This is a genomic window from Streptomyces sp. NPDC059256 (assembly GCF_042753785.1).
In the GTDB taxonomy this organism is placed as follows: domain Bacteria; phylum Actinomycetota; class Actinomycetes; order Streptomycetales; family Streptomycetaceae; genus Streptomyces.
On sequence record NZ_JBHYZO010000015.1, the window covers coordinates 66,433 to 90,362 of the forward strand.

The following is a 23,930-nucleotide window of genomic DNA, read 5'->3' on the forward strand; positions in this document are numbered from 1 at the left end:
ACCGCCCCCGCGCTTTGCCCCATCGCCCCCCGGCGGCTCCTCCCCCCCCCCCCCCCACTTCCCGGCCCGGGGCGGGGGTGGGGGGGGGGGGGGCGGGGGGGGGGCCCCCCCCCGCCCCCCCGCGGGGCCACCACGAGATCGGGGACTACTTCTGCGTCTCCGACAGATAGGTCTGCCAGACCTTCTGGACGTTCGCCTGGGAGGTGAGCTCTCCCTGCCCGGAGGCGAGGTTGTTCAGGTCGTACGCGGAGGCGTAGAAGGCGAATCCGGACATGCCGTACCAGATGTCGGCGTCCGGGATGACGACCTTCCCCTTGAGCTTGGCGAAGGTCGGCTTCTTCTGGAGCGCTGCCGGGTCGTAGTAGGCGCCCTTGGGGATCACGATCAGCTTGGCGTCCTGCTCGGGCAGGAACTCCGACGACAACGGCACCGAGTAGCCCTTGACCTCGCGCTGCTGGAACGCCGGCCGGGTGAATCCGGCCTCCTTGATGAGGGTGGAGATGGGTACGTGCGGAGGCATGGTGAAGTCGTTCTGCCCGAAGGAGTTGCCGAGCAGGGAGAGCGTCTCGTCGCCCTTGGCCGCCTTGTTGGCGTCCGCCGGCTTCCTCAGGAGCGCCTCGGTCGCCGCGATCTGCCGCTTGCCGATCTCCTCCTGACCGAAGTAGCCCGCGGTCTTGGTGACGATGTCGCGCCAGGTGCCCTCGATGGGGAGGACGACCGTGGGCGCCAGCTTGGTGAGCTTCTGGTAGCCGACACCCGTCGGCCCGGCCGCTCCGGTACCGACCAGCAGATCGGGGGCGTCCGCGGCGAGCTTCTCGATGGAGGGGACCGTTCCCACCGTCACGTCACGCAGTTCGACGCCCTCGGCCTTCAGGATCTCCTGGCCGCGCGGCTGTGCGCTCGCCTTGTAGACGATCTTGGGCTTGATGCCGAGCGACACCAGGGTGAGCCCGGCGACCTCGTCCAGCGCGACCACGGACTTCGGTGCGGTCGGTATGGACAGGGTGCCGACGGCATGGGTGATGGTGCGGGTCTTCTTCTCAGCCGCGACCGTACTCTTGGCCTTGGTGCCTTCCGCGTTGTCTTTCTCCGATGACGTTCCGCAGCCGCCGAGGAGCAGCGGTGCCACCAGGGCCGCTGCGACAAGGACACGACGCTTTCTCATGGTTCTTCTTCTTTCGCTGTTTCTTCTCTTTGTCCTACGCTCGCGCGCCGGCATTGCCGAGCATTCGGTTCACCCGTTGCGCGAGCGCCCTCGGCAACCGGGACACCGCGGCGATGAACACCTTGTTGCGGAACCCGGGAAGCGAGAACGTCTTTCCCCTCGCGATGTCCGCGAGACACCGGTCGACCACGGTGTGCGGCGTGAGCCACCACCCGTCGCCGACCGCATGCACGTCGATACCGGCCCGTGCGTGGAACTCGGTGCGGACGAAACCCGGGGCGAGGACCATCACCCGGGTGTTCGTCCCCCGCAGGGCATGGCTCAAGCCCTGCGAGAAGTACAGGACCCACGCCTTGGAAGCGGCGTAGGTCGACCCCCGGCCCGGTATCAGACCGGTGATGGACGAGAGGTTGACGACCGTTCCGCCGTCGCGCTCCAGCATCACGGCGACTGCGGCGTGGGTGAACTCCTGGGTACTGGAGACGTTGACCGCGAGTTGGTCGCGCAACTCGTCCCGGTCCACGGACCAGAAGGAACCCGAGAGCCCGAACCCGGCCGCGTTCACCAGGAAGTCGACACCCTCCTCGATGCGTTCCGCGACGACCTGCCGGTCGACAGCGGACGACAGGTCCGCCGGCAGCACCTCGCAGCGGGTGCCGTACCGGCCCGTCACCTCGGCGGCGACCGCGGACAGCCGGTCCTTGTCCCGGGCGACCAGGACGAGGGAGTACCCCTGCCCGGCGAGCCGGTCGGCGAAGGCGGCACCCAGACCGGAGCTTGCGCCGGTGATCACGGCGCACCGCTCGGCACCCGATCCGGGGATCCGTACATACGGTCTCCGTGACGTGGTGGGCGGTTCACTGTTCGTCATCGCCCTCGCCCTCCAGATAGGCATCCAGTTCGTCCTCGCTCAACTCGGCGACCTCCCGGTAGAGGCCGGCGATCTCCTCCAGCCGTCCGCCCTCCGCCTCGGTGCTGTGCAGCAGGGCCGCGAACTCGCCGGCGCTGCGCGTGGCGAAGACACCTCCCGGTCTGATCCGGGCGCCGGGAAGGATCTCCCGCAGGTCCAGCACCACGCGCGACACGATGAGGGAGTCACCGCCGAGGAGGAAGAAGTTGTCCTCGGGCCGAACTTGATCCACTTCCAGATGACGCCCCCACACATCGCACACCAGCCACTCCAGTGCACTGGTGGGCGCCGTCGGGGCCTGGTTCGTCGGCTGGACGTCCTCTCCGTCCGCCCCCGTCGGTTGATCGTGTTCGCTCTCGTAGGCACGCAACAGCGCCGCGCGGTCCACCTTGCCGTTGCGGCTGGTGGGCAGGGTGTCGACCACGATCAACCGATGGGGGCGCAGTGCGGGCGCAAGCCCGGTCATGGTCTGCTCCCGTACGGCCTGCGGATCGACTCCCTCGTCGAGCACCACGAAGGCGACCAGCGCGCGGAAGGTGCCGCGCACGGTTCCCGGCACCGGAAGCACCGCCGAGCGACGCACCCCGGCAAGGCCGTTGAGGAAGGCGGTCACCTCACCGGGCTCCACCCGGTGCCCACGGATCTGCACCTGGTCGTCGGCGCGCCCGATGAACTCGATGAGCCCGTCGCGGAAGCGTCCGAGGTCACCGGTGCCGAAGAAGACCTCACCGGTGTGGGGATCGATCCGGTGCCGGTCCCTGGAGATCCCGTCCGCGGTGAGGTAGCCGGGGGTCACACCGACTCCGGCGACGACCAACTCCCCGCTCGCCCAGGCGGGTCGGTCCCGGAAGTCGGCGTCGACGACGCGGTAGTACGTCCGGGGGATCGGCCGGCCGTAGGGCACGGTCGCCCAGGCGGAGCCGACGGAGTCCGGGCCGTCCACCACATGGGCGATGTTCCAGCCCGTGGTCTCCGTGGGGCCGCCGATGCTCACCGGTCGCACCGAGGGCGCAGCCGCCCGCAACCGGTCCAGCAGCGGCAACGGCACCCAGTCGCCGCCGGTCAGGACCCACCGCAGGGACGGCAGAGCGGTTGCCCCCGCGCCACCGACGCCGTCGAGCAGCATCTCCACCACGGCGGGTGCCGCACATACTGCGGTGACCGAGTGGCGCTCGACCGCACGCGCCCACTCCTGTGCATCGGCCGCGCAGCCGCGTCCCGCCAGTACGACCGTGCCACCGGCGCCGAGCACCACGAACAGATCGAACAGCGAGAGGTCGTGATGGAGCGAGGCCACCGCCAGCGAGGTGTCGTCCGCGGTGAGACCGAAGTGCTCGATGGTGTGTTCCACACAGTTGGCGAGCCCGTCGAGGGTGATCGGCACGCCCTTGGGTTCACCGGTGGAACCCGAGGTGAACAGGACGTACGCCCAGGAGGAGCCGTCCCGGTCGAGGGGGTGATCGGGCCAGGGCGCCCGCCAGGGCAGCCCGGCCGCGCCCGGCACGAGGGGTGAGACGTCGACGCAGCTCACTCCAGGCCAGCCGCCTTCCGGAGCGAGTGCACGGGTCTGGGAGTCCGTCACCATCACCCGCACGCCCGCCTGCCGCGCCACGGTGGCGATCCGCTCGGGCGGCAACTCCGCGTCGATCGGCAGATAGGCCCGGCCCGCTTCCAGCACACCGAGGCAGGCCGCGTACTGCCGCCAGCCGCGTTCCACCAGGACCGCCACCGGTGCATCGCCCGTCTCGGTGCTGCCGGCGAGCGCATCGGCCACGGCCAGAGCGACCGTACGGCTCGCCGCCGCCAGCTCACCGCGGGTCAGGGCGGTGTCGCCGTCCACCATCGCGGGGGCGTCCGCGTCGCGCAGGGCGTGTTCCCGGATCACCGTGTGCGGCCAAACGCCACGAGCCGTACGGTCCGGGCCTTCGCCGCGTTCCCGGGCCACGGTCTCGCTGACCGCGGCCACCGGGGCGTCGGACCAGGAGGCCGTCGAGTCCCCGAGAGCCTCCAGCTGACCCACGAGCAGCCGGAACACCCCGTTCACCACGGTGGGCGGGAACAACTCCTCCACCACGTCCCAGTTGAGCACCAGGGCCCCGTCGCGCTCGCGCAGCAGCAGGTCCATCCACACCTGGGGGGTCTGACTGAGCGCATAGGTCTCCCGCAGACGACCGTCGAAGATCGCGTCCACACCGTCGCCGACGCCGAGCTCGCTCGTCATCACCACGGGTGCCAGGGCCTCCGTGACGCCGCCGTTGCGGCGGATGAGTTCCCGGGTGACGTCCATCCCGCTGAAGTGGCGGTGCTCAAGATCGCTGAGCAGACGCCGTTGGACGCGTGACGCCAACTCGTCGAAGGTCCCGACCCCGCCGGTGTCGACCTCCAGCAGGGTGAAGGAGGCGAACTCGCCGACGATGTCGTCGATGCGGGGGTGCACCGGATGACGGCTCATGCTCGGCACGTTCAGCAGGAACCGGGGCTCGTCCGCCCACTGGGCGAGGGCCCAGGCATAGGCGCTCAGCACGACCGCGGTCGGAGTGAGCCCCCGATGGGCGGCATCCGCACATATGCGCGCCCATCGCTCGGGGGCGATGAGGTGGCGTCGATTGACGAAGACCGGTGCGGCCACGCCCGCAGGCTCTCGAACCATCGGCAGTCGGGGCCCCGCGGGCAGCGTGTCGACCCGCTCCCGCCAGTACTCGGCCGCACGCCGGAACTCGGGCTGTTCGCGCAGCCGCGCCACCGCCGCCACGTAGTCCCGGAACGTGGGTGCGTCAGGAACGGGGGCCAACTGGCCGCGCAGCGCGGCCGACCAGTCGTCGAAGACGACCTGAATGCCGCGGGCGTCCGCCAGCAGTGCGTCGATGCTGACGCACATCCGCAGCCCGCGTCCTGGCAGCCGTACGAACACCACACTGAACAGGGGGAAGAGACCCGGTGGCCGGCTCTCGTGGGACAGCCGGTCCCGGACCGCGGCGGCGGCGCCGGGATCGGCCACCGCGTCGACGACCTCGCAGACGTACGGCGGGACCTCGTCGACCGGCAGTACGCGCTGGGTCATGGTCTGCTCGTCGAAGACCGTTCGCAGCATGTCGTGCTGGGCGATCAACTGCCGCAGTGCGTCCTGTACCGCGGCGATGGAGATTCCGGAGTCGCCGGCACCCGGGCCGAGCTCCCCACCGGGGGCCGCCTCCACGCCCTCGTACTCCAAGTACAGATGGCAGGCCACACCTCCGCCCTCGATGTCGCCGCCGCGCCCGATCAGATACGCCTGCTGCTGGTCGAGGAGGTCGAACGGCTCGTACCGGTCCTGCGGCCGGGGTCGGAGCGCAGGTTCCTCGCCCGAGGGGGCGGGGACCGCGACCCGGGAGGCGACCAGTGCGGCGAGTGCGTCGAAGCGCGAGTGTTCGGCGACATCGGGCACGTTCAGCCGGATGCCCAGCCGTTGCCGCACCGCGGAGACGACCTTGATCGCTGTCAGCGAACTCCCGCCGACCTGGAAGAAATCATCCTCGTCGGCCACCTCGCCGACGCCGAGCACCTCCGCCCAGATGGCGGCCAACTCGGCCTGTGCGCCGACTCGATCATCGGCCGGTGCTGCCTCGGACACCGCGGTGTGATCGGGGAGCGCGGCCTTGTCCACCTTGCCGCTGGGCGTCAGCGGCAGGGCGGCCAACAGGACCACGGAGGACGGCACCATGTAGTCGGGCAGGCTCTCGCCGAGCCGCTGTCGCAACCGGGCGGTGAGACCGTCCTCGGCGGTGCCGCGCGGTACGACGTACGCCACGAGGACATTGGCGCCGGACGGGTCGCGTCGGGTGACCGTGGCCGCGTTGGCCACCTCCGCCTGGTCCAGGAGACGCGCGGTGACCTCGTCCGGCTCGACCCGATGGCCACGGATCTTCGTCTGGGCGTCGGCGCGCGTCACATACGCGAGTGCGCCGTCGGGCAGCAGTCGCACCAGATCACCCGTCCGGTACATCCGGGCACCGGGAGCACCGAAGGGGTCGGCGACGAACCGTTCGGCGGTCAGTCCCGGTCGGCGCAGATAGCCGCGCGACAACTGCGGTGCCGCGGCGTACAGTTCGCCGATCGTGCCGGGCTCGACCGGACGCATCAGAGGGTCGAGGACGTACGCACGACAGGTGTCCAGCAGCGGACCGAGGGCGACCGGACCCTTGGCGTGGCCACGGCCACGCTGGGGCAGCGGATAGGCCGTGATGACATGAGTCTCGGTCGGACCGTAGTGGTTGTGCAGGGTGGTGCGCGGATGCGCTTCCAGGAAGCGGTCGATCCAGTCGTTCATCACCAGTGGCTCGCCCGACTGGTAGACGTGACGCAGCGCCGGGAGCGCCGTTCCCGTCTCACCGGCCGCGCGACACATCTCCTGGAGCATCACCTGCGGACAGAAGAACTCGGTGATCTTCCGTCGGGCCATCAGTGCGACGAGTGCTTCGGGGTCGGTGCGCTCCTCGTCGCGCGGCAGCACCAGGCACTTGCCGGCGGCCAACGCGGTCAGGATCTCCTGGCTCGCCACATCGAAGTTCAGGCTCGCGAACTGGAGGACCCGCGGCTCGTCCTCCGCCGTGGCGGTGCGGGTGTGCCAGTCCACCAGGTTGCCGATGGCACCGACCGTGTGCACCACCGCCTTGGGCGTGCCCGTGGAGCCGGAGGTGTAGAGGACGTACAAGGCGTCGTCGGCGCAGGTCCCGGCCCAGTCCGGGTCGCCCGAGAGCCCGTCGGCGCCGGCGATGTCGATCGCCTCGGTGGACTGCGCATCCGCGTACGGGGTGAGGGTCGTCGCATCGCCGATCACGGTGGCCACACCGGAATCCGCTGCCATGAAGGCCAGCCGCTGACGCGGATAGGCCACGTCCAGCGGCAGATAGGCCCCGCCCACCCGCAACACGGCGACGATCGCCGCGATCGCGTCGAGCGAACGCGGCAGGGCGATGCCGACCGTACTGCCCCGGCCGCACCCGTGCTTGCGCAGCAGCCGGGCGATCGCGGCCGAACGTTCGTCCAGCGCCCGGTAGTCGACCACCGAATCCCCCACGAGCACCGCGGGAGCGTCAGGGGTGCGGGCGAACTGCCGGGCGATGCGCTCCGGCAGGGTGGCGGTGTCCGGTGCGGGCGCGCGCTCGCCCCGGACCAGCCGGTCCACGAACAGATCGACGTCGGCGGGAGCGATCGACCGCACATCGTGGTCGACCACGACCCGACCGTCCGGGCGCCACTCAACAGCCAACGGATAGGCGTGCTGCGGGTCCTCGCTGTGTTCGACGATCCGCACCTCGGCCTGCGGCCCTGCGGCGTCCACCGGTAGGCCCCACACCCAGGAGCGGTCGAGCAGCAGGGAACCCCCCACCACGTCGGGGGTCCCGGTCACCGTGACCTCGGAGCCCAGCGCTGTGCGCACCTCGCCCGGGCTCACCGCCGGCATCAACTCCTTGAGCCACGCCGTCACCTCCGAGCGGGGCATCCCCGGCGACGGTGTGACCTGGATGCGGCGCCGCCGTGGATACCGGGCGGCAACCCCTTCATGGCGGTCGTGCACCGCGGGGGAGGGAAGCACATCGGCAAGGTCTCCGTCCGGCAGCCCCACGCGGGCACAGAACTCCCGTGCCACCTCGTACGGCACCGAGGTACGGCCCTCGGCGCGCGGGGCCGCCACCGAGACGAGGTACAGCGCGCCCCGGCCGTCCTCGGGCGCGGGCAGCATGACCACGCGCAGCGTCCAATCGCCGTCCCCGGCGAGGACGCCGTGCCACTGCGCGGCCTGGACCTCGCGGAACGCGGCGAGCGCGGCGGCCTCCCCGCCGTCGGAGAGGTCCACCACCTCTGCTGTGCCGGGTGAAGTGTCCGGCCCGGCCGCATCCACCCACCGGTGTGCGGGCACGGCGCCTCGCACCCGCAGCACGACATGTGCCATCGGTGTCCCCATGGTCAGACCGCCTCCGTACGATGACGTGACACGAACGTGCTCCTCAGAAGATCGAGAGATCGAGCGGGGCGCCGGTGAACCGCCCACCGAGCGACTCGGCGCTGGACACCCCACGCGGTGGATGGAAGGCCAACGCCCGGGCGGCGGAGACCAGATAGGCCACCTCCGGACCGGTGACGAAGGCGAGCCCGCCCAGCAGCCGGGCCAGCCGCGCGCACAGATCCGGCAGCCGCTCCTCCACGAACAGCCGTGCCAGCAGGGCCTCCGTCATGGCGTCCTCCGCGGCACCGCCCGCATCGAACGTGGCCGCCGCGCGCTCACAGGCGCTACGGCACACGAACAACTCGGCGGCGAGCTCGCCCAGCGCACGCCGCTCCACCCGCGGTGCGTGCGCCGCCCGGTCGAACAGCGACTGGGCCGTACCCAGATAGGTGCCGCAGGCCAGTACCTCGAACCAGGTCCACGCACGGACCTGCAACTCGTCCATGCCGCGCTCCGGCCGCCCACCGGGCACCACCATCTCCGCGGGAACGTGCACCTGGTCGAGGACGACCTCCTCGCTCTCCGCCGCCACCAGCACCGGAGCGCGCCAGAACGGACGCACCCCCACGCCCTCGATCGCCGCCGGGATGACCGCGAGGGCCACCGTTCCGTCCCGCTCGTCGTCGGACCTCACCAACACACTGCTGGTGAGGATGTCCATGGACCGGGCCAGACTGCACGGCTTCTTCGCACCGTTGAGGACATAGCCGCCGTCCTCCTGGACGGTGGCCGTGGTCCGGGGCACCAGTGCGTCGGATCCCCGACGCGCCTCGGACGACGCCGAAGCGAGCAGATGGTCGCGCCGTGCCACGGATGCGAGCAGTGCCCACTGGGGGGCGTCGTCGCCCACATGGACGCGCAGGTACTCCACGAAGGACACCACCGCGAGGTGGTGCATCATCGTGCCCACGCCCAGGGACGGTGAGAGCGTCGCCAGCGCCGACTGGACCCGCAGCGCGTCACGGCAGTCGAGTCCGTGCCCGCCGTGGCGTGCGGGAATCAGCAGCCCCGGGCCCTTCGCCTTGCGGAACAGGTCCAGTACCGGACTGCCCTCGCCCTCCAGCTCCATCAGCCCGTATCCGTCGAGCTCTGTCACCAGGCCCGGCAACAGGGTGTTGGTGAAGGCCGCATCGGCCTCGGTGAAGGCGCTCCAGCGCCGACCCTGTTCACCCATTGCCGTACTCCTCGCTGCTCGCGGCTACCGTCGTTGCGACCCCGGTGGTCGGGGAATCCGCTGGATCACCGTGGTGTGGTGTGTTCGTCGGGGGCGAAGAGGCCGCCCCCGTGAGGGTGTGCTGGACCCACTGCGCCAGTGACGAGGGAGTGTTGTGCGTCCCGAAGACCTGGACCGGGACCGTGATGCCGAGTGCGTCCCGCAGCCGTCGCCGTAGATCGACCGTGGTGAGCGAGTCGAGCCCCAACTCGGTGAAGGTGTGGTGACTGCGTTCTTCGGTGTCGGCGGGGGTCAGGTGCAGCACCCGCGCCACTTCGGTCAGCACCGTCGTGTCCGGTGGGAGTTCCACGGGTGTCGGAATCTCTTCGACCGGCCGGGCGATGATCCGGGCAGGGACCTCGATCGCAGCGGCGGACGGATCCGTTGCGGGGGAGGGCGGCACCGGCGTCACTGTGGAGGGTTTGATCCAGAACCTGCGGTGCGCAAACGGCGTCGGTGGCAGATCGACCGGCTCGTCGATGGGGCCGCCGAAGGTGTCCGCCGTCCAACCGACCGGCACACCCCGTGTCCAGGCCGACGAGAGCGAGGAGAGGAAGTCGCCGTACGAACCCGACTCGCGCCGCAGGCTGCCCAACACGATGGTGTCCGCGCCGCCCTCCAACCCGTCCAAGGTGGCCGTGATCGGCGAGGTCAGCACCTCGTGCGGACTGACCTCGATGAACGCGGTCCGCCGTGAGCCCGCCACCGCCGCCACCGACCGGGCGAAGTGCACCTCGCCACGCAGGTTCTCGTACCAGTACGCGGCGTCCAGTTCGGTGCCGTCCACGTACGCCGCCCGAGTGGTGGAGAAGAACGGGGTACGGGCCCTTCGCGGGGAGATCCCCGCCAGGGCGGCCTTCAACTCGGCCTCGACCGGTTCGACCATCGCGGAGTGGGACGCGTAGTCCACGGCCACCGTCGCGGTGCGCACCCCGGCCGCGGCCAAACGATCGACGAGCGTTCCGACGGCCTCCACGGGACCCGACACCACTGTGCTGTCGGGGCCGTTGACGGCCGCGACCTCCACCGCAGCGCCCGCTGTGGCGGACTTCGCGAGCTCTTCGCGGGCCCGTGACTCATCGAGGCCGATGACCGCCATGGCTCCGCTCCCCGACAGCCGGGACAGCAACCGGGCCCTGATCGCGACCACGCGGGCCGCGTCCTTCAGATCGAGGGCGCCCGCCGCATAGGCGGCGGCGACCTCGCCCTGGGAGTGCCCCAGCACCAGGTCCGGGACCACCCCCGCGGCACGCCAGAGATCCACCAGTCCCGCCATCGTCACGAACAACGACACCTGGATGCCTTCGAGGCTCTCGGCGCGTCCCGTGTCGTCCGCACCGCTCAACAGGTGCGGGACGGAGAAGTCGACGTACGGGGCGAACGCGTCCGAGCAGGCGGCGACGGTGTCCGCGAACACCCGCGACTCGCGCAGCAGCCCGCGCGCCATCCCGGCCCACTGCGAACCCTGCCCGGGGAAGACGAATGCCACCGCGCAGTCACCGCGCGCCTCTCCGAACGCGATCTGGTCCATGACCTCCCCGCGCAGCGCGGCATCGAGGCCGGCGAGCAGTTCGGACCGGTCACCGGCGACGACGGACGCCCGGTACGGCAGTGCGGCCCTGCGCGTCGCCAGCGTCAGCGCGGTGGACGACAGGGCGGCGGTACCCACCGGGCCCTCGCCGTCCGCCAGCGCCGTGCGCAACCGACCCAACTGGGCCCGCAACGCGGTGCGGTCGCCTGCCGACACGATGAACGGCAGGGCCGAAGCACCTGCCTCCCGAGGCCGTGCCCGGTCATCGGCCAGCGGAGCCCCGGACGAGTTATCGGACGGTGTGCCCACCGGCCCGGCGGACTCCGTGGACCGTGGGATCGGGTGGTGCGCCGCTGTCGACAGGACTGTCAGAGCGCCGCGGTCCGCCCGCTCGCCCTCGTGCCCCATCTGAGGGCCGACGGAGCCCGGCTCCTCGATCACCAGATGGGCGTTGGTACCGCTCATGCCGAACGAGGAGATCGCCGCCCGGCGCGTTCGGCGCCCACGCGGCCATGCCACCGACCGCTCCAGCAGCCGTACGCTCTGTGGCCACTCGACCTTCGGGGTCGGGGTGTCCGCGTACCGGGTCGCCGGCAACCGCTCCTCGTGCAGGGCGGTGACCATCGCGATCAGACCGCCCACTCCGGCCGCTGCCTGGGTGTGGCCGATGACCGACTTGAGCGAACGCAGCAGGATCGGCGCCGTCGCTTCGTCCCGTACCCCGTAGGTGTCGATGACGGCCTGGGCCTCCACCGAGTCGCCGAGGACCGTACCGGTGCCGTGCGCCTCCACCACGTCGACGTCCTCGACGCGCAACCCGGCGTCGGCCAACGCCCGGGCGATCACCTGGCGCTGGGCGCTGCCGTTGGGCGCGGTCAGTCCATTGCTCGCCCCGTCCTGGTTGACGGCACTGCCCCGGACTGTTGCCAGGACCCGAAGCCCGCGCCGGCGCGCCTCGGAGCGGCGGGCCACCACGACGACGCCCGCGCCCTCGCTCCACACCGTGCCGTCCGCGGCGGCGGAGAACGCACGACAGCGACCGTCAGCGGCCAGCCCTCCCAGCCGCTGGAACTCCTGGAACATCTTCGGCGTCGACATGACCGTCACTCCGCCGGCCAGTGCCAGATCGCACTCACCCCGTAGCAGTGAGCCCGCGGCCAGATGGACCGCGACCAACGACGAGGAGCAGGCCGTGTCCACCGTCAGCGCCGGTCCGGTGAGCCCCAGTTGATAGGAGACCCGCCCGGACAGGACCGCGTTCGACGCGCCGGTCAACTCATGCCCGCCCAGGTCGTCGCCGGACTCCCGGGCGGCCGTCGCGTAGTCCCCGGCCATGGCGCCGAGGAAGACGCCCACGTTCTGCCCGTGCAGGGAACGCGGATCGCATCCGGCCCGTTCCAGCGCCTCCCAGCACAGTTCGAGGACGATGCGCTGCTGCGGGTCCATGGCGCGCGCCTCCCGCGGGGATATCCCGAAGTGGGCCGCGTCGAAGCCGGCGACGTCCGCGAGGAACCCGCCGTGCCGGGGGTGCGGTCCTGGCACGGACCACGCAGGGCCACGGTCCTCCGGGAAGTCGCTCAGCACCTCCCGGTCGGAGACGGCCAATTCCCACAGCTCCTGGGGCGAGGTCACCTCACCGGGGTAGCGGCAGGCCATGGCGGCGATCACGACCGGATCGTCGTCGACGTCGGTCGAAGGCACTCCGGAGATGGGCACCGGCGATGCCTTCGGCCGGCGCTGGGCGACGGTCCGCGGGGCGGACGGAGCTTTTGGACCGCTCAGATGGGCAGCGAGCGCGGCGGGGGTGGGATGGTCATAGACGAGCGAGGTCGGCAGCTCCAGCCCGGTGCGCGAGGCGAGTTCCGCCCGGAGCTCCAGCCCGAGCAGCGAAGTCATTCCGAGGTCGGCCAGGGTGTCCATGGCGTTGACGGAGTGCGCCGGGCGTACCCCGAGCACCTCGGCGACCGTGCCCAGGACGAGTCCGAGGAGATCGCCACCAGGCGTGGTCGGGACAGCCGGGACAGCGGGCGCCACCGCCGAGACTGTGGCAGGCACGGCAGGCACGGCAGGCACGGCAGGCACGGCAGGCACGGCAGGCACGGCAGGCACGGCAGGCACGGCAGGCACGGCAGGCACGGCAGGCACGCCGGCCATGCCGGGCCAGTACCGTCGGCCCGTGAAGCGGTACGTCGGCAGTGCGGCCCAGTCACCGTGACCGAGCCCGGGCAGCCCCGCCCAGTCGATCTCCTGGCCGCGGACATGCGCCAGCACCAGCGCGTCCAGGAACGCCCCGTACTCGTCGGACCCGTCCCCGAGCAGTGAACCCGCCGCGACGGCGGCTCCCTCAGGTCGGTCCACGGTCCTGACGACGCTGCCGCGGACCATGGCGGTGAGGGTGGCGCCGGGACCCAGTTCGAGGAAGAGGGAGGTGCCGGCGTCGGCCAACCGGTCCAGACAGTCCCCGAAGCGGACGGTGCGCCGGATGTGGTCCACCCAGTACTCCGCGGTGCGAAGCTCGTCACCGGTGGCGAGTGCTCCGGTCACATTGGACACCACCGGAAGTTTCCGCAGGCCGTAGTCGATGTCCGCGGCCACGGCCCGGAACTCGTCCAGCACCGCGTCCATGTGGTGGGAGTGGAAGGCATGGGCGACCTTCAGCACCCGGGTGCGGTGACCGCGGTCGCGCAGCACCCCGGCGCAGGCGAGGGTCGCCTCGCGGTCCCCGGAGACCACGGTGCCCGCTGGTCCGTTGACCGCGGCGATGCCCGTCCCCGGGTGGTCGACGAGGACCGCGCGGACCTCGTCCTCGGACGCCTCCACGGCGACCATGACCCCGTCGGGGTCCGCCTTGGCCATCGCCGCGCCGCGGGCGAGGACCAGCCGGACCGCGTCGGGCAGCGACAGGACGCCCGCCGTGTGAGCCGCGGCCAGTTCGCCCACGGAGTGCCCGGCGACGGCGTCCGGCGCCACCCCCGACTCGGACATGCTCTGGTACAGGGCCACGCCCACGGCGAACAGCGCGATCTGTGTGTACTGCGTGGCGTGCACGAGTGCGTCGGCGTCCTCTCCCGTGGGCGAGGGGCCGAACACCACCCGGTGCAGGGGAACCTCCATCAGCGGGTCGGCGACGGCGGCGATCAGGTCGAAGTGCCGTGCAAAGGAGGGCAGTCGGCGGTACAGCTCCGATCCCATACCGGGGCGCTGACTGCCCTGGCCGGGGAAGAGGAACGCGGTGTGCGCCCCGGTGCCGACGCCGTACCGGATGGCACGGTCCCGCTCGCCGTCGGCGATCGTGCGCAGCCGCTCGCGCAACTCACCGGTGTCCCGGACGGTGAAGCCGCAGCGCTGCGGCAGTGCGGCCCGGCGGGTGGCGAGCGTACGGGCGACGGCGGTCAGCGCGGCGGTGTCCTCGCAGGCGTTCGGTGTGGCTGCCCACTCCGCCAGCGCCGCCGCCCCCAGCCGCAGTGACTCAGCGCTGGTGGCGGAGAGCAGTATCGGTACGGGCACGGCGTCCGTACCGGCCGTGGCGGTGTCGTCTGTGCTCGCCGTCGTCCTCGTCGTGCCCGGATGGCTGACGCCGATGGTGGACGAGACCCGGTCGGTCGGCTCCGGCGCCGATGGGACAGAGGTGTGCGCAGCCAGCACCACATGACAGTTGGTGCCGCCCATGCCCACCGAGCTGACGCCCACCGAGGCGCCGTCGCGCAGCGGAACCGCCCCTGCCGGAACCGCGATGTTCGCCTCGGCCAGTCGGCGCACCAACGCGCCGCCGAGATGCCCGGCGGTTCCCGGTACGACACCGTGCCGGGCGACCAGTACCGCCTTCACCAGCCCGAGCAGGCCGGCCGCCCCTTCCAGATGCCCCGTGGTCGTCTTGATCGAGCCCACCAGGAGCCGTCGGCGCGCTGGGCCGTGCACCGGCCCTGTCGCTCCCTGGCCGAACACCCTCAACAGGGCACCCGCCTCCACCGAGTCCCCGACCCGTGTTCCGGTGCCGTGGAGCTCCACGAACCCGAGTTCGGCCGGCTCCAGCTCCGCTGCGGCACACGCCCTGCGGATCGCCCGGGCCTGCCCCTCGGCACTGGGGACCACCAGCCCCTGGCCGCCGCCGTCGTTGGTGACGGCGGAACCCCGGATGACGGCGTGGATGCGGTCGCCCGACCGTACGGCGTCCGCCAGGGGGCGCAGGACGACCGCGGCCCCGCCCTCGCCGCGGACATAGCCGTCCGCATCGTCCTCGAACAGGGTGGCGAGGCCGGACGGGGACTGACCGCCGAACCAAGCGGTCGCGGTGGCGGCTTCGGTGGAGAGGTTCAGATTGACGCCCACCACCAGCGCCGCCGTACAGTCCCCCGCCCGCAGCGCGAGCACGGCCTGGTGCACGGCGACCAGCGACGACGACTGTCCCGAGTCCACGACCACGCTCGGTCCGCACAGCCCGAACGCATGGCTGATCCGGTTCGCCATGACCGAGGGCGCCCAACCCGCCAGGGACGACGGCCCGATCGGCCCCAGCCGACCAGCCGCGTGCTCCATGGCCCAGTCCGCACCCATCGAACCGACGAACACACCGAACTCCGCGTCCCGTGGGGCTCCGGGCACCTCGCCGGCGTCCTCCAGGGCCGACCAGCCGAGCTCCAGCGCCCACCGCTGGTGCGGGTCCATCGCGGTCGCCTCGCGATCCGTGACACCGAACACCTCGGCGTCGAACCGGGCCACGTCGTCGAGGTATGAGCCCTGCTCGGACTGCTGCAACAGGCCCACCGGGATGGCGGTCAGGTCGAAACGACCGGCCGGTGCCCTCCCGTCGGCCCGTCGGCCCTCCAGCAGCAACTGCCAGAGTTCCTCGGGCGTCCGCGCGCCCGGTACCCGGCAGGCGAGCCCGACGACGGCGATGTCGTCGCCCCGCGCACTGCGGTCGCTCATGCCTCACCGCCGCCGTGCGCCGCTGCGGAAACGGCCGGGCCCCGCCCGTCGACGGCGACCGGCTGCAACAGGCCGGCGGCCCCCGAACCCGCTGCGACCGCCTTGCCTCCGCGTGCCGATCCCAGCACCCGATCGGACAGCAGACCGAGCGAGCTGAGGTTGGCGAACCCGGGGCCCTGCTCGTACCCGGCGAGCGTCGGCAGCAACAGCCGGGGGCTGACACCGCTCAGGGAGAGGTCGGGGCCGATGCGGCGCTCCAATGCCCGCACGCCGTTCGTCGCATCGCCGATCGCCCGGTACACCGCCTTGCGCGCCACGGTTCCGAACAGGTCCAGGAACCAGTCCGGGCGTGCCCCGGTGGCATCGATGACGACGTCGAACCGCAGCACGCGGTCCGATCGGCCGGGGTTGCTCAGCACCAACTCGGTCCGACCGTCGACACGGTCCAACGAAACCACCGTGCCCTGCTGGTGCTCCACCCCCGCATCGGTGGTGATCGCTCCGATGGCCCGAGGGGAGAACACACCGCGGTCGGTGCGTGCGATGACGTCCCTGCGGTCCTGTTCCGACAGGTCGCGCCAGCGTTCCGGGCTGGAGTAGAGGGCGTTCTCGAAGTAGCCCTCGCCCCTGCTGTAGACCACGGGCTGCGGGCTGATCACCGTGGTGGGCCCGGCGTGCTGGTGCATCAGGTACTCGACGATCGCCGCGGCCGTCTCGCCGCCGCCGACCACCGCGACGCTCGGCTCGGCCACGCCCGTGTCCAGGCCCAGCCGCCAGAACTCCTCGACACTACAGGTGGCGTCGCCGGCGAGCAGACCGTCGTGCGGACCGGGCCCGCTGATCATCATCTGGTCCAGATACAGCGTGGCCTCACCGCCCTCGACCCCCTCGACGGTGACTTCCCACTGCCCGTCGGAGATCTCCAGGCCGCACACCAGTCCGCGCACCAGCGGAAAGTCCATCCGGTCCGCCGCCCAGCGCAGATAGGCAGCCCATGTGGCGTGGCGCGGACTGGGTCGACCACTGTCCACCCAGGTGGCGTACTCGCCACGGGAGACCAAGTAGCCGGCCCAACTGAACTGCTGCATACGGGTGTTGATCTCGGTCGTCAGCGGACCGTACACATCGGACGCATAGGGGAACCCGAGGTCTTTCTCGGGGCTGGTGGACAGTCGGGGGCGACCGTTGGTGCGCCCGCCCACCGCCGTCCAGTTGGCCCCCACGCCGTGGGGTTCGACGACCACGACGCGGGGAACCGGTATGCCCAGTTCACGTAGGACCTGACTCTTGGCGGCCGTGGCCAGCGCCTTCGGTCCGGCACCCACGACACCGAGCAGCCCGTGCGGGTCGCGGTTGCCGGTGCCGAAACGACGTCGGGCTTCCTCCAGGGAGAGCGGCTCCATCGACTCAGTGCTCCAGCTTTCTATCGGGGGTGCTTCGAGTGGGGTGGGGAGTGGGCGCGGTGGATCGCGCCGAGGCGTTGGGCCGGGCGCAGGGCCTGCGGACGACACGCACGTCAGTCACGCCCCCAACTGCCCAGCAGCGCCTGAAGGGTTTCCTTGTCGAGCCCGGACGCGTCGGTCGCCGACACGGGTGTGTGAGCCGGTCGGGCGTCGGCACGGGCCGCATCTGCCGCCGCCCGGTCACAGGCCGCGGCCAACTCGCCGACCGTCGGGTGCTCGAACACCATCTGCGCGGTCAACGGCAACCCCCGGGACCTGGCCCGGCTCGCGAGTTGCACCGAGATGATGCTGTCGCCGCCGAGGGCGAAGAACCCGTCGGACCGGCCCACGTCCTTGGCGTCCAGCACATCCTCGAACAGCGCCGCGACCGTCTCTTCCGTCTCGGTGCGCAGGGCTTCGTGCACGCCTTCGGTGCGCACCTGCGGCTCAGGCAGCGCCGGCCGGTTCAGCTTCCCCGAACCCGTCAGCGGCATCGCGTCCAGCACCGTGATCACCGCGGGATGCAGATACGACGGCAACTCCTGCGCCAGGCGTTCGCGCACCGAAGCCACCACGGCGTCCCGCTCCGCCGTCGGATCGACGAGGGTGATGTATCCGGCGAGAGTGGTCGACCCGTGCACCTCGTGCGTACGGGCAGCCGCCGATGCCACCTCGGGCACCGAACGCAACGCCGACTCGATCTCGCCGAGTTCGACACGGATGCCCCGCAACTTCACCTGGTGGTCGGTGCGCCCACCGAACACCAACCGCCCATCGGCACTCCACATCGCCCGGTCCCCGGTGCGGTAGAGGAGCTCCCCGGGGCGCGTTGCGTACGGGTTGGGCACGAAGCGTGCCGCGGTCAGTCCCGGCTGTCGCCAGTAGCCGCGCGCCACCTGGTGGCCCGCCGCGTACACCTCGCCGGGTACGCCCACCGGGCAGGGGTTGAGCCGTGCGTCGAGCACCAGCACCCGGGAGCCGTCGACGGGGGTGCCGAGGTGCAGCCCCTCCTCGTGCAACCGGCCCCGCACCACACCGCCGCTCAGTTCGGTGGCACCGTAGTTGTTGATGATCTCGCTGTTCGGTGCGGCGGCGCGCAGCCGCTCCAACAACACGCCCGTGATGGGCTCGCCGCTGGTCACCCAGCGCGGTACCGAGCGCACCGCATCGGGCGACACGCCCAGCAGGGCGTTGATCGCCGTGGGTACGGCGGTGACCTGACCGATCGGGTTCCCCTCGATCAGCCGCACCAGACTGCCCACGTCCCGGGCCTCGTGCTCGTCGGCGAGGAGGAGTTCCGCCCCCGCGACCAGACCCGCGAGGATCTCGCACCCGCCGTCGTGGAAGCTGAGCCAGCCCTGACACAGCCGGACGTCGGGCGTGGCGATGGGATAGCGCACCGGCTGCCAGGTCAACCGTGCCGCATAGGCGCGATGGGTACCGATGACGCCCTTGGGCACTCCCGTCGAACCCGACGTGTACAGGAAGTAGGCGATGTTCTCCCCGCGGGCCCGCCGCGCCACCTCCACCGGCAGCCGCTCGGCCGGCTGCGCCGTGAGTGCCGCGATCACCTCCGGCGAGTCCAGCACCAGCCGCGGCGATGCGGCCGAGTCCGGCAGTTCCACCGGGGCGTCCGACCGGGTCACCACCGCCACCGGGGCCGCGTCCGAGATCATGAAGTCGAGCCGGTCCGCCGGCAGCCGCATGTCCAGGGGCAGATAGGCCGCCCCCGTCTTCACCACGGCCAGCAGTGCCACGACCATGTCCACCGACCGCGGTACGGCGATGGCCACGAACCTCTCCGGGCCCGCGCCGTGCTCGATGAGCAGTCTGGCCAGCCGGTCACTGCGCTCGTGCAACCGGCCGTAGTCGATGGTCTCGCCCGCGCAGTCCACCGCGGTCCGGGCGGCTGCGCCCGGCTCCTGGAACAGGTTCCGGCTGCGCTCGATGAGCTCCGAGAGGGTTTCGGCCCGCTCGGGCACGGCCTGCGGGCCGTGGCTCCACTCGCCGAGCACCGACTGCCGCTCCCGCGCGGGAACCAGGTCCAACTCGTGCAGTCGGATGCCCGGATCGTCGACGACGGCCCGCAGCACCTGATGGAGGCCCTCGATCAAGCGGGCCACCGCGTCCCCCTCGTAGAGGTCGCGCCGGTAGATCATTTCCCCGCCCCAGCCACCGGTGGCCGAATCGGGCTCGAAGTTCACCGACAGGTCGTACTTCGCGGTCGCGGTGTACTGCGGCACCAGCCGCCAGTCGAGGTCCTCGGTGCGGTGTCGCACCGCCTCTTCGTCGCGCAACTGGACCAGCACCTGGAAGAGCGGATTGACGCTCAGCGAGCGCTCCACGCCGACCGCGTCCACGACCTGTTCGAACGGCAACTCCGCGTGCTCGTAGGCGTCCACCGCACGCTGCTTGGCCCGGGTGACGACCTCTTCGACGGTGGGATCGCCCGAGAGGTCGTTGCGCACCACGAGGAGATTGACGAAGAGCCCCACCACCTCGTCCAGGGACTCGTCCGGCCGATTGGCGACCGGGGTGCCGAGCGGAACGTCCTCTCCCGCTCCCCAGAGGCCGAGCAGTACGGCGACGGCGCTCTGGAGCACGATGAACGGCGTGGCGCCGGTGCGCTCGGCCAGTCGCTCCACGCCGGCACGTATCTGTTGGTCGAAGGCGAAGTGGGCGATGCCGCCCGCGCTGTAGGGCTGCGCCGGGCGGGCCCGGCCGAGCAGGACGGACGTGTCCTGGGGCAGGTCCGCCAGATAGGTGCGCCAGAACGCGCGGAGCGCCTCCGGGTCCTTCTGTCCACCGGCGTTCGCCGGATCGGTGCCGGCGAGACGTTCGCTCTGCCACACGGCATAGTCCGCGTACCCCACGGGCAGTGGCGTCAGCACCGGTGTGCCGTCCGTTCCGGCGCCGCCTCGCAGTGCCTCGTACGCCCGGGTCACGTCCGCCACCAGCACACCCGCGGACACCTCGTCGCAGATGATGTGGTGGACCAGCAGCGACAGCACGTGCCGTTCGGCGCCGACGCGCAGCAGGGCAGCCCGGAACGGTCGCTCGCCGGCCAGGTCGAAGGGGTGCTCCGCGGCCCGCGCGAGCGCGCCCGCCACCTCGTCCTCGGTCACCGACAGCACGGGCAGTTCGACCCGGTGGTCGGGAAGGACGCGCTGGTGGCTGATGCCGTCCCGGTCGGGGAAGACCGTCCGCAGGGCCTCGTGCCGCCGCAGGACCTCCTCCAGTGCCCGTTGCAGCAGCACCGCATCCAACGGCCCGTCGATCCCCAGCGCAATGGGAACGTTGTACGTGGTGCTGGACTCCTCGATGCGGTCGACGAACCAGATGCGCTGCTGGGCCGGGGACAGCGGTGGCTCCGCTGGACGCGGGCCAAAGGTCAGCGCACGTTGCTGATGGGCGGGTTCGCCCGCCCCGACCAGCTGGGCGAGAGCCGCTGGTGTGGCCCGGGTGAATGCATCGCGGACCCCGATGTGCACCCCGAGATCGCGGCGGATGCGCGAGATCAACCGGGTCAGCAGCAGGGAGTGGCCGCCCAGTTCGAAGAAGGAGGTGTCCGCGCCGATGCGGCGGCCCCCGACCGAAGGTGTCTCCTGCGCTGTGGTCGGTGCCTTCCGGGCGTCGGGTACGGACGGGTCCGCGTTCCGACCGAGGAGCTCGGCGAACAGTTGGGCGATCTGCCGCTCGGCGCCCTCACGCACCGGCCGGAACGATGTGGACTCGGCCGCGGGAGCGTCGGGCAGCGCACGGCGGTCGGTCTTGCCGGCCGGGGTCAGCGGCAACTCGTCGAGGACGACGAAGGCGCTGGGCACCATGTGCGCGGGCAGCGCGGCCGTCAGCCGCGCCTTCACCGCCTCGGCGTCGAGTTCACCGTCGCCGGCAGCGGTGAGATAGGCGACCAGCCGGCTGCCGGTGTGCGCGTCCTCGCGGGCCACGACCACGGCTTGGCCGACCTGTTCGTCGGCGCGCAGCACGGCCTCGATCTCACCGGGCTCCACCCGGAATCCGCGGATCTTGACCTGGTCGTCGACGCGTCCGATGAACTCCAGCTCGCCGTCGTCCGCGAAGCGCGCCAGGTCTCCCGTGCGATAGAGCCGTGCACCGGGGGTCAGCGGGCTCGGTACGAACCGCTCGGCGGTCAGGGCGGCACGTCCCAGATAGCCGCGGGCCAGCGAACTGCCCTCGATGTAGAGCTCGCCCACCTCGCCGAGGGGCGCGATCCGTAGATCGGCGTCGAGAACGAGTGCCACATTGCCCCACTTGGGGGTGCCGATGGGCACGATCCGATGGCCCTGCGCGGCGACGACGGGGTAGCCCGTCACGGACTGGGTGGTTTCGGTGGGGCCGTAGAAGTTGGCGAGGGTCACTTCGCTGTGGGCGCTGAAGCGCTCCCGCACCCGGTCGGCGAGCTCGCCGGGGAGGGCTTCGCCGCCCACGGGCAGCCAGCGAAGCAGGGGCAGTCGAGCGTCGGGGGCGGCGGCGGCCAGGTAGTGGAGGAAGCTCGGTACCGCATGGACCACGGTCGCGTCGAGTTCGGCCAGCTCGACGAAGAGGGCGTCGAGGTCCCGTTCGGCGTCGGGGCGGGCCACCAGGACCTCACCGCCGGCGGCCAGGGGCCCGAAGAGCTCACCCATGGAGACGTCGAACGCGGGGGAGGCGAGTTGGAGCCAGCGCACATCCTCCAGCCGGTCGTGCGTGGCGGCGAAGTGGGACAGCAACCATGCGAGATGGTCCCCGAGGGCCGCATGGCTGGTTCCGACACCCTTCGGGCGCCCGGTGGACCCCGAGGTGTAGATGATGTACGCGAGATTGTCCCGGCGCAGCGGGCGTACCCGGTCGCGGTCGGTGAGGTCGCCCTCCCCGGCCAGCGCGGAGACCTGGGCGTCGAAGGCGGATGAGGTCACCACCGTGCGCGGCACCGTGCTCGACGGTATCGCCGCGTCGGTCGTGGCCGAGGTGAACAGATGGCGCGGACCGGCGTCCGCCAGCAGCCGGGTCAACCGCTCCTCGGGGTGGGCGACGTCCAGGGGGAAGAGGACCGCGCCCGACTTCAGCACGCCGAGGGCGATGCTCACCGCGGTGAACGAGCGCTCCAGCGCACAGGCCACCACGTCTTCCGGGCCGATGCCCTGGGCAGCGACCCACCGGGCCACCGCATTGGCCCGGTCGTTGAGCTCCCGGTACGTCATGGTTCCTTCGGCGCCGCGCAGGGCCACCGATTCGGGACGCTGGGCCGCCTGCTGCTCAAACCGCTCCACCACACCGGGTGCGGGCGCGTCGAGGGCCGGAGCCGTGCCATGGGCGAGGACGACCGCGTACTCCTCATCGGTGACCAGGAGCTGATCACCGAGGGCCACATCGGGGGAGCCCAGGCCCGCCAGCAGGGTGCGCCGGGTCGACTCGACCAGCGACTGCACGGTCTGCTCGCCCACCGCCTCGGGTATGTACTCGAAGCGAACCACCCAACATCCGTCCGGCTCCTGACGGGCCATCACCGACAGCGGGGCCTGGGCGATGCCCGTTCGGGCTGGGAGGGGTCGCACATCGATCCCCGGCAGCCTCAGCGGTACCTCGGCCCCTTCGATGCCAAAGCTGACCTCCACCGGTTGCACCCTGCCCGAAGCGCCGAGCAACCGGATCGCCTCGTCGTACTCAAGGTCCTGGTGGTCCAGCGCATCCACGACGACCCGGCCCACCGAACGCAACGCGTCATGGAAGCTGCCGCGTGGATCGGTGTCGAGGACGAGGAGGAGCACATTGCCGAAGTAGCCGAGGGTACGGGTGGTGTGCCCGCTGTCCCGCCGCAGTACGGGGGTACTGACCAGGGATCGCTCGCTCCCCGTGTGCCGGCGCAGCGCGGCGGCGAAGGAGGTGAGCAGGACCGTGAAGGCGGTGGTCCCCGCGGTGCGCGCGAGGGCGTCCAGGGAAGCGGACTGCACCGCGTCCAAACGCACTTCCTCAGCCCTGGCCTCAGCAGTTTGCTGGTCGGCCGCGGTCCGTCGGTCGAGCCCCGCGGAGCCCGAGGCACGCGTCAGGGTCTTCGCCCAGTGCCGACGCAGGGCGGGCAGTGCGCTCTTGACCTCCTGCTCCACGGCGAGGGACGCCCGTGGGTACGGGATCGTCGGCGCGGGGTGCCCGCCCTGGTAGACGGCGGCCAGATCCTCGAAGAAGACCTGCCAACAGGCGTCGTCCCAGGCGATGTGGTGCACCACCAACAACAGGGTGTGTCGGTCGGGGCCCTGGACGTACACGGTGACCCGCAAGGGGTGCCCGGACTCCAGGTCGAAGGGTGCGCGCAGGTCGGCACGGATCAGCGCTTCGACGTCCGTGTCGCGGGCGTCGACCTCGGTCAGCTCCAAGACGTCGGATAGATCGGAGATCGCCAGCAGCTCGCCCGCTTCGGTGAGCGCGTACCGGGTGCGCAGGACCTCGTGGTGGGCGACGACGGCACGCAGCGCGGTGGCCAGGGCCGGGAGGTCGAGCGGCCCGTCGAGGCGCAGGGCGGTGCCCACGTTCAGCGCGGCACCGGTGGGGTCGCTCGCATGCTGCAACCACAGGCGCTGCTGGGCCGTGCTCGTTCCCGACGGAGCGCCGGTGTCCGCCGCCCCCTCCACGGCGGACACAACCGTGTGGGGTTCATTCCCACTGTCCTGGTCGACCAGTCCACCCGCGGCGATGCGTTTGCGCAGCGCTGCGAGCCGCCGTTCGTGATCGCCCTTGCTCCTGGCCGTGTTGCGCATGCCCA

At 71.4% G+C, this 23,930-nt stretch carries 7 protein-coding genes; all 7 read right to left on the reverse strand.

All coding sequences use genetic code 11. The features are described 5' to 3' along the window. Positions 1 to 145: 145 nt before the first annotated feature. On the reverse strand, positions 146 to 1,165 hold the full coding sequence (locus ACFXJL_RS26165; protein ID WP_384696250.1) for an ABC transporter substrate-binding protein: 1,020 nt from the start codon (positions 1,163 to 1,165) through the stop codon (positions 146 to 148). A 34-nt stretch (positions 1,166 to 1,199) separates the two neighbouring features. Continuing rightward, positions 1,200 to 2,036, reverse strand: a complete 837-nt coding sequence (locus ACFXJL_RS26170; RefSeq protein ID WP_384696253.1) for an SDR family NAD(P)-dependent oxidoreductase — start codon at positions 2,034 to 2,036, stop codon at positions 1,200 to 1,202. Then, entirely contained in the window at positions 2,023 to 8,007 is a 5,985-nt protein-coding gene (locus ACFXJL_RS26175) for an amino acid adenylation domain-containing protein (RefSeq protein WP_384696256.1), read from the reverse strand. The genes ACFXJL_RS26170 and ACFXJL_RS26175 overlap by 14 nt, the downstream gene beginning before the upstream one ends. 55 nt (positions 8,008 to 8,062) lie before the next feature. Next, entirely contained in the window at positions 8,063 to 9,235 is a 1,173-nt protein-coding gene (locus ACFXJL_RS26180; RefSeq protein WP_358881288.1) for an acyl-CoA dehydrogenase family protein, read from the reverse strand. Further along, positions 9,228 to 15,731, reverse strand: a complete 6,504-nt coding sequence (locus tag ACFXJL_RS26185; RefSeq protein ID WP_384696259.1) for a type I polyketide synthase — start codon at positions 15,729 to 15,731, stop codon at positions 9,228 to 9,230. The genes ACFXJL_RS26180 and ACFXJL_RS26185 overlap by 8 nt, the downstream gene beginning before the upstream one ends. After that, positions 15,728 to 17,134 carry a SidA/IucD/PvdA family monooxygenase gene (locus ACFXJL_RS26190; protein ID WP_384696262.1) on the reverse strand — a complete coding sequence of 469 codons (1,407 nt, stop codon included), beginning with the start codon at positions 17,132 to 17,134 and terminating at the stop codon, positions 15,728 to 15,730. The genes ACFXJL_RS26185 and ACFXJL_RS26190 overlap by 4 nt, the downstream gene beginning before the upstream one ends. 113 nt (positions 17,135 to 17,247) lie before the next feature. After that, positions 17,248 to 23,925 carry an amino acid adenylation domain-containing protein gene (locus tag ACFXJL_RS26195; protein WP_384696265.1) on the reverse strand — a complete coding sequence of 2,226 codons (6,678 nt, stop codon included), beginning with the start codon at positions 23,923 to 23,925 and terminating at the stop codon, positions 17,248 to 17,250. Between the last annotated feature and the right edge of the window lie 5 nt (positions 23,926 to 23,930).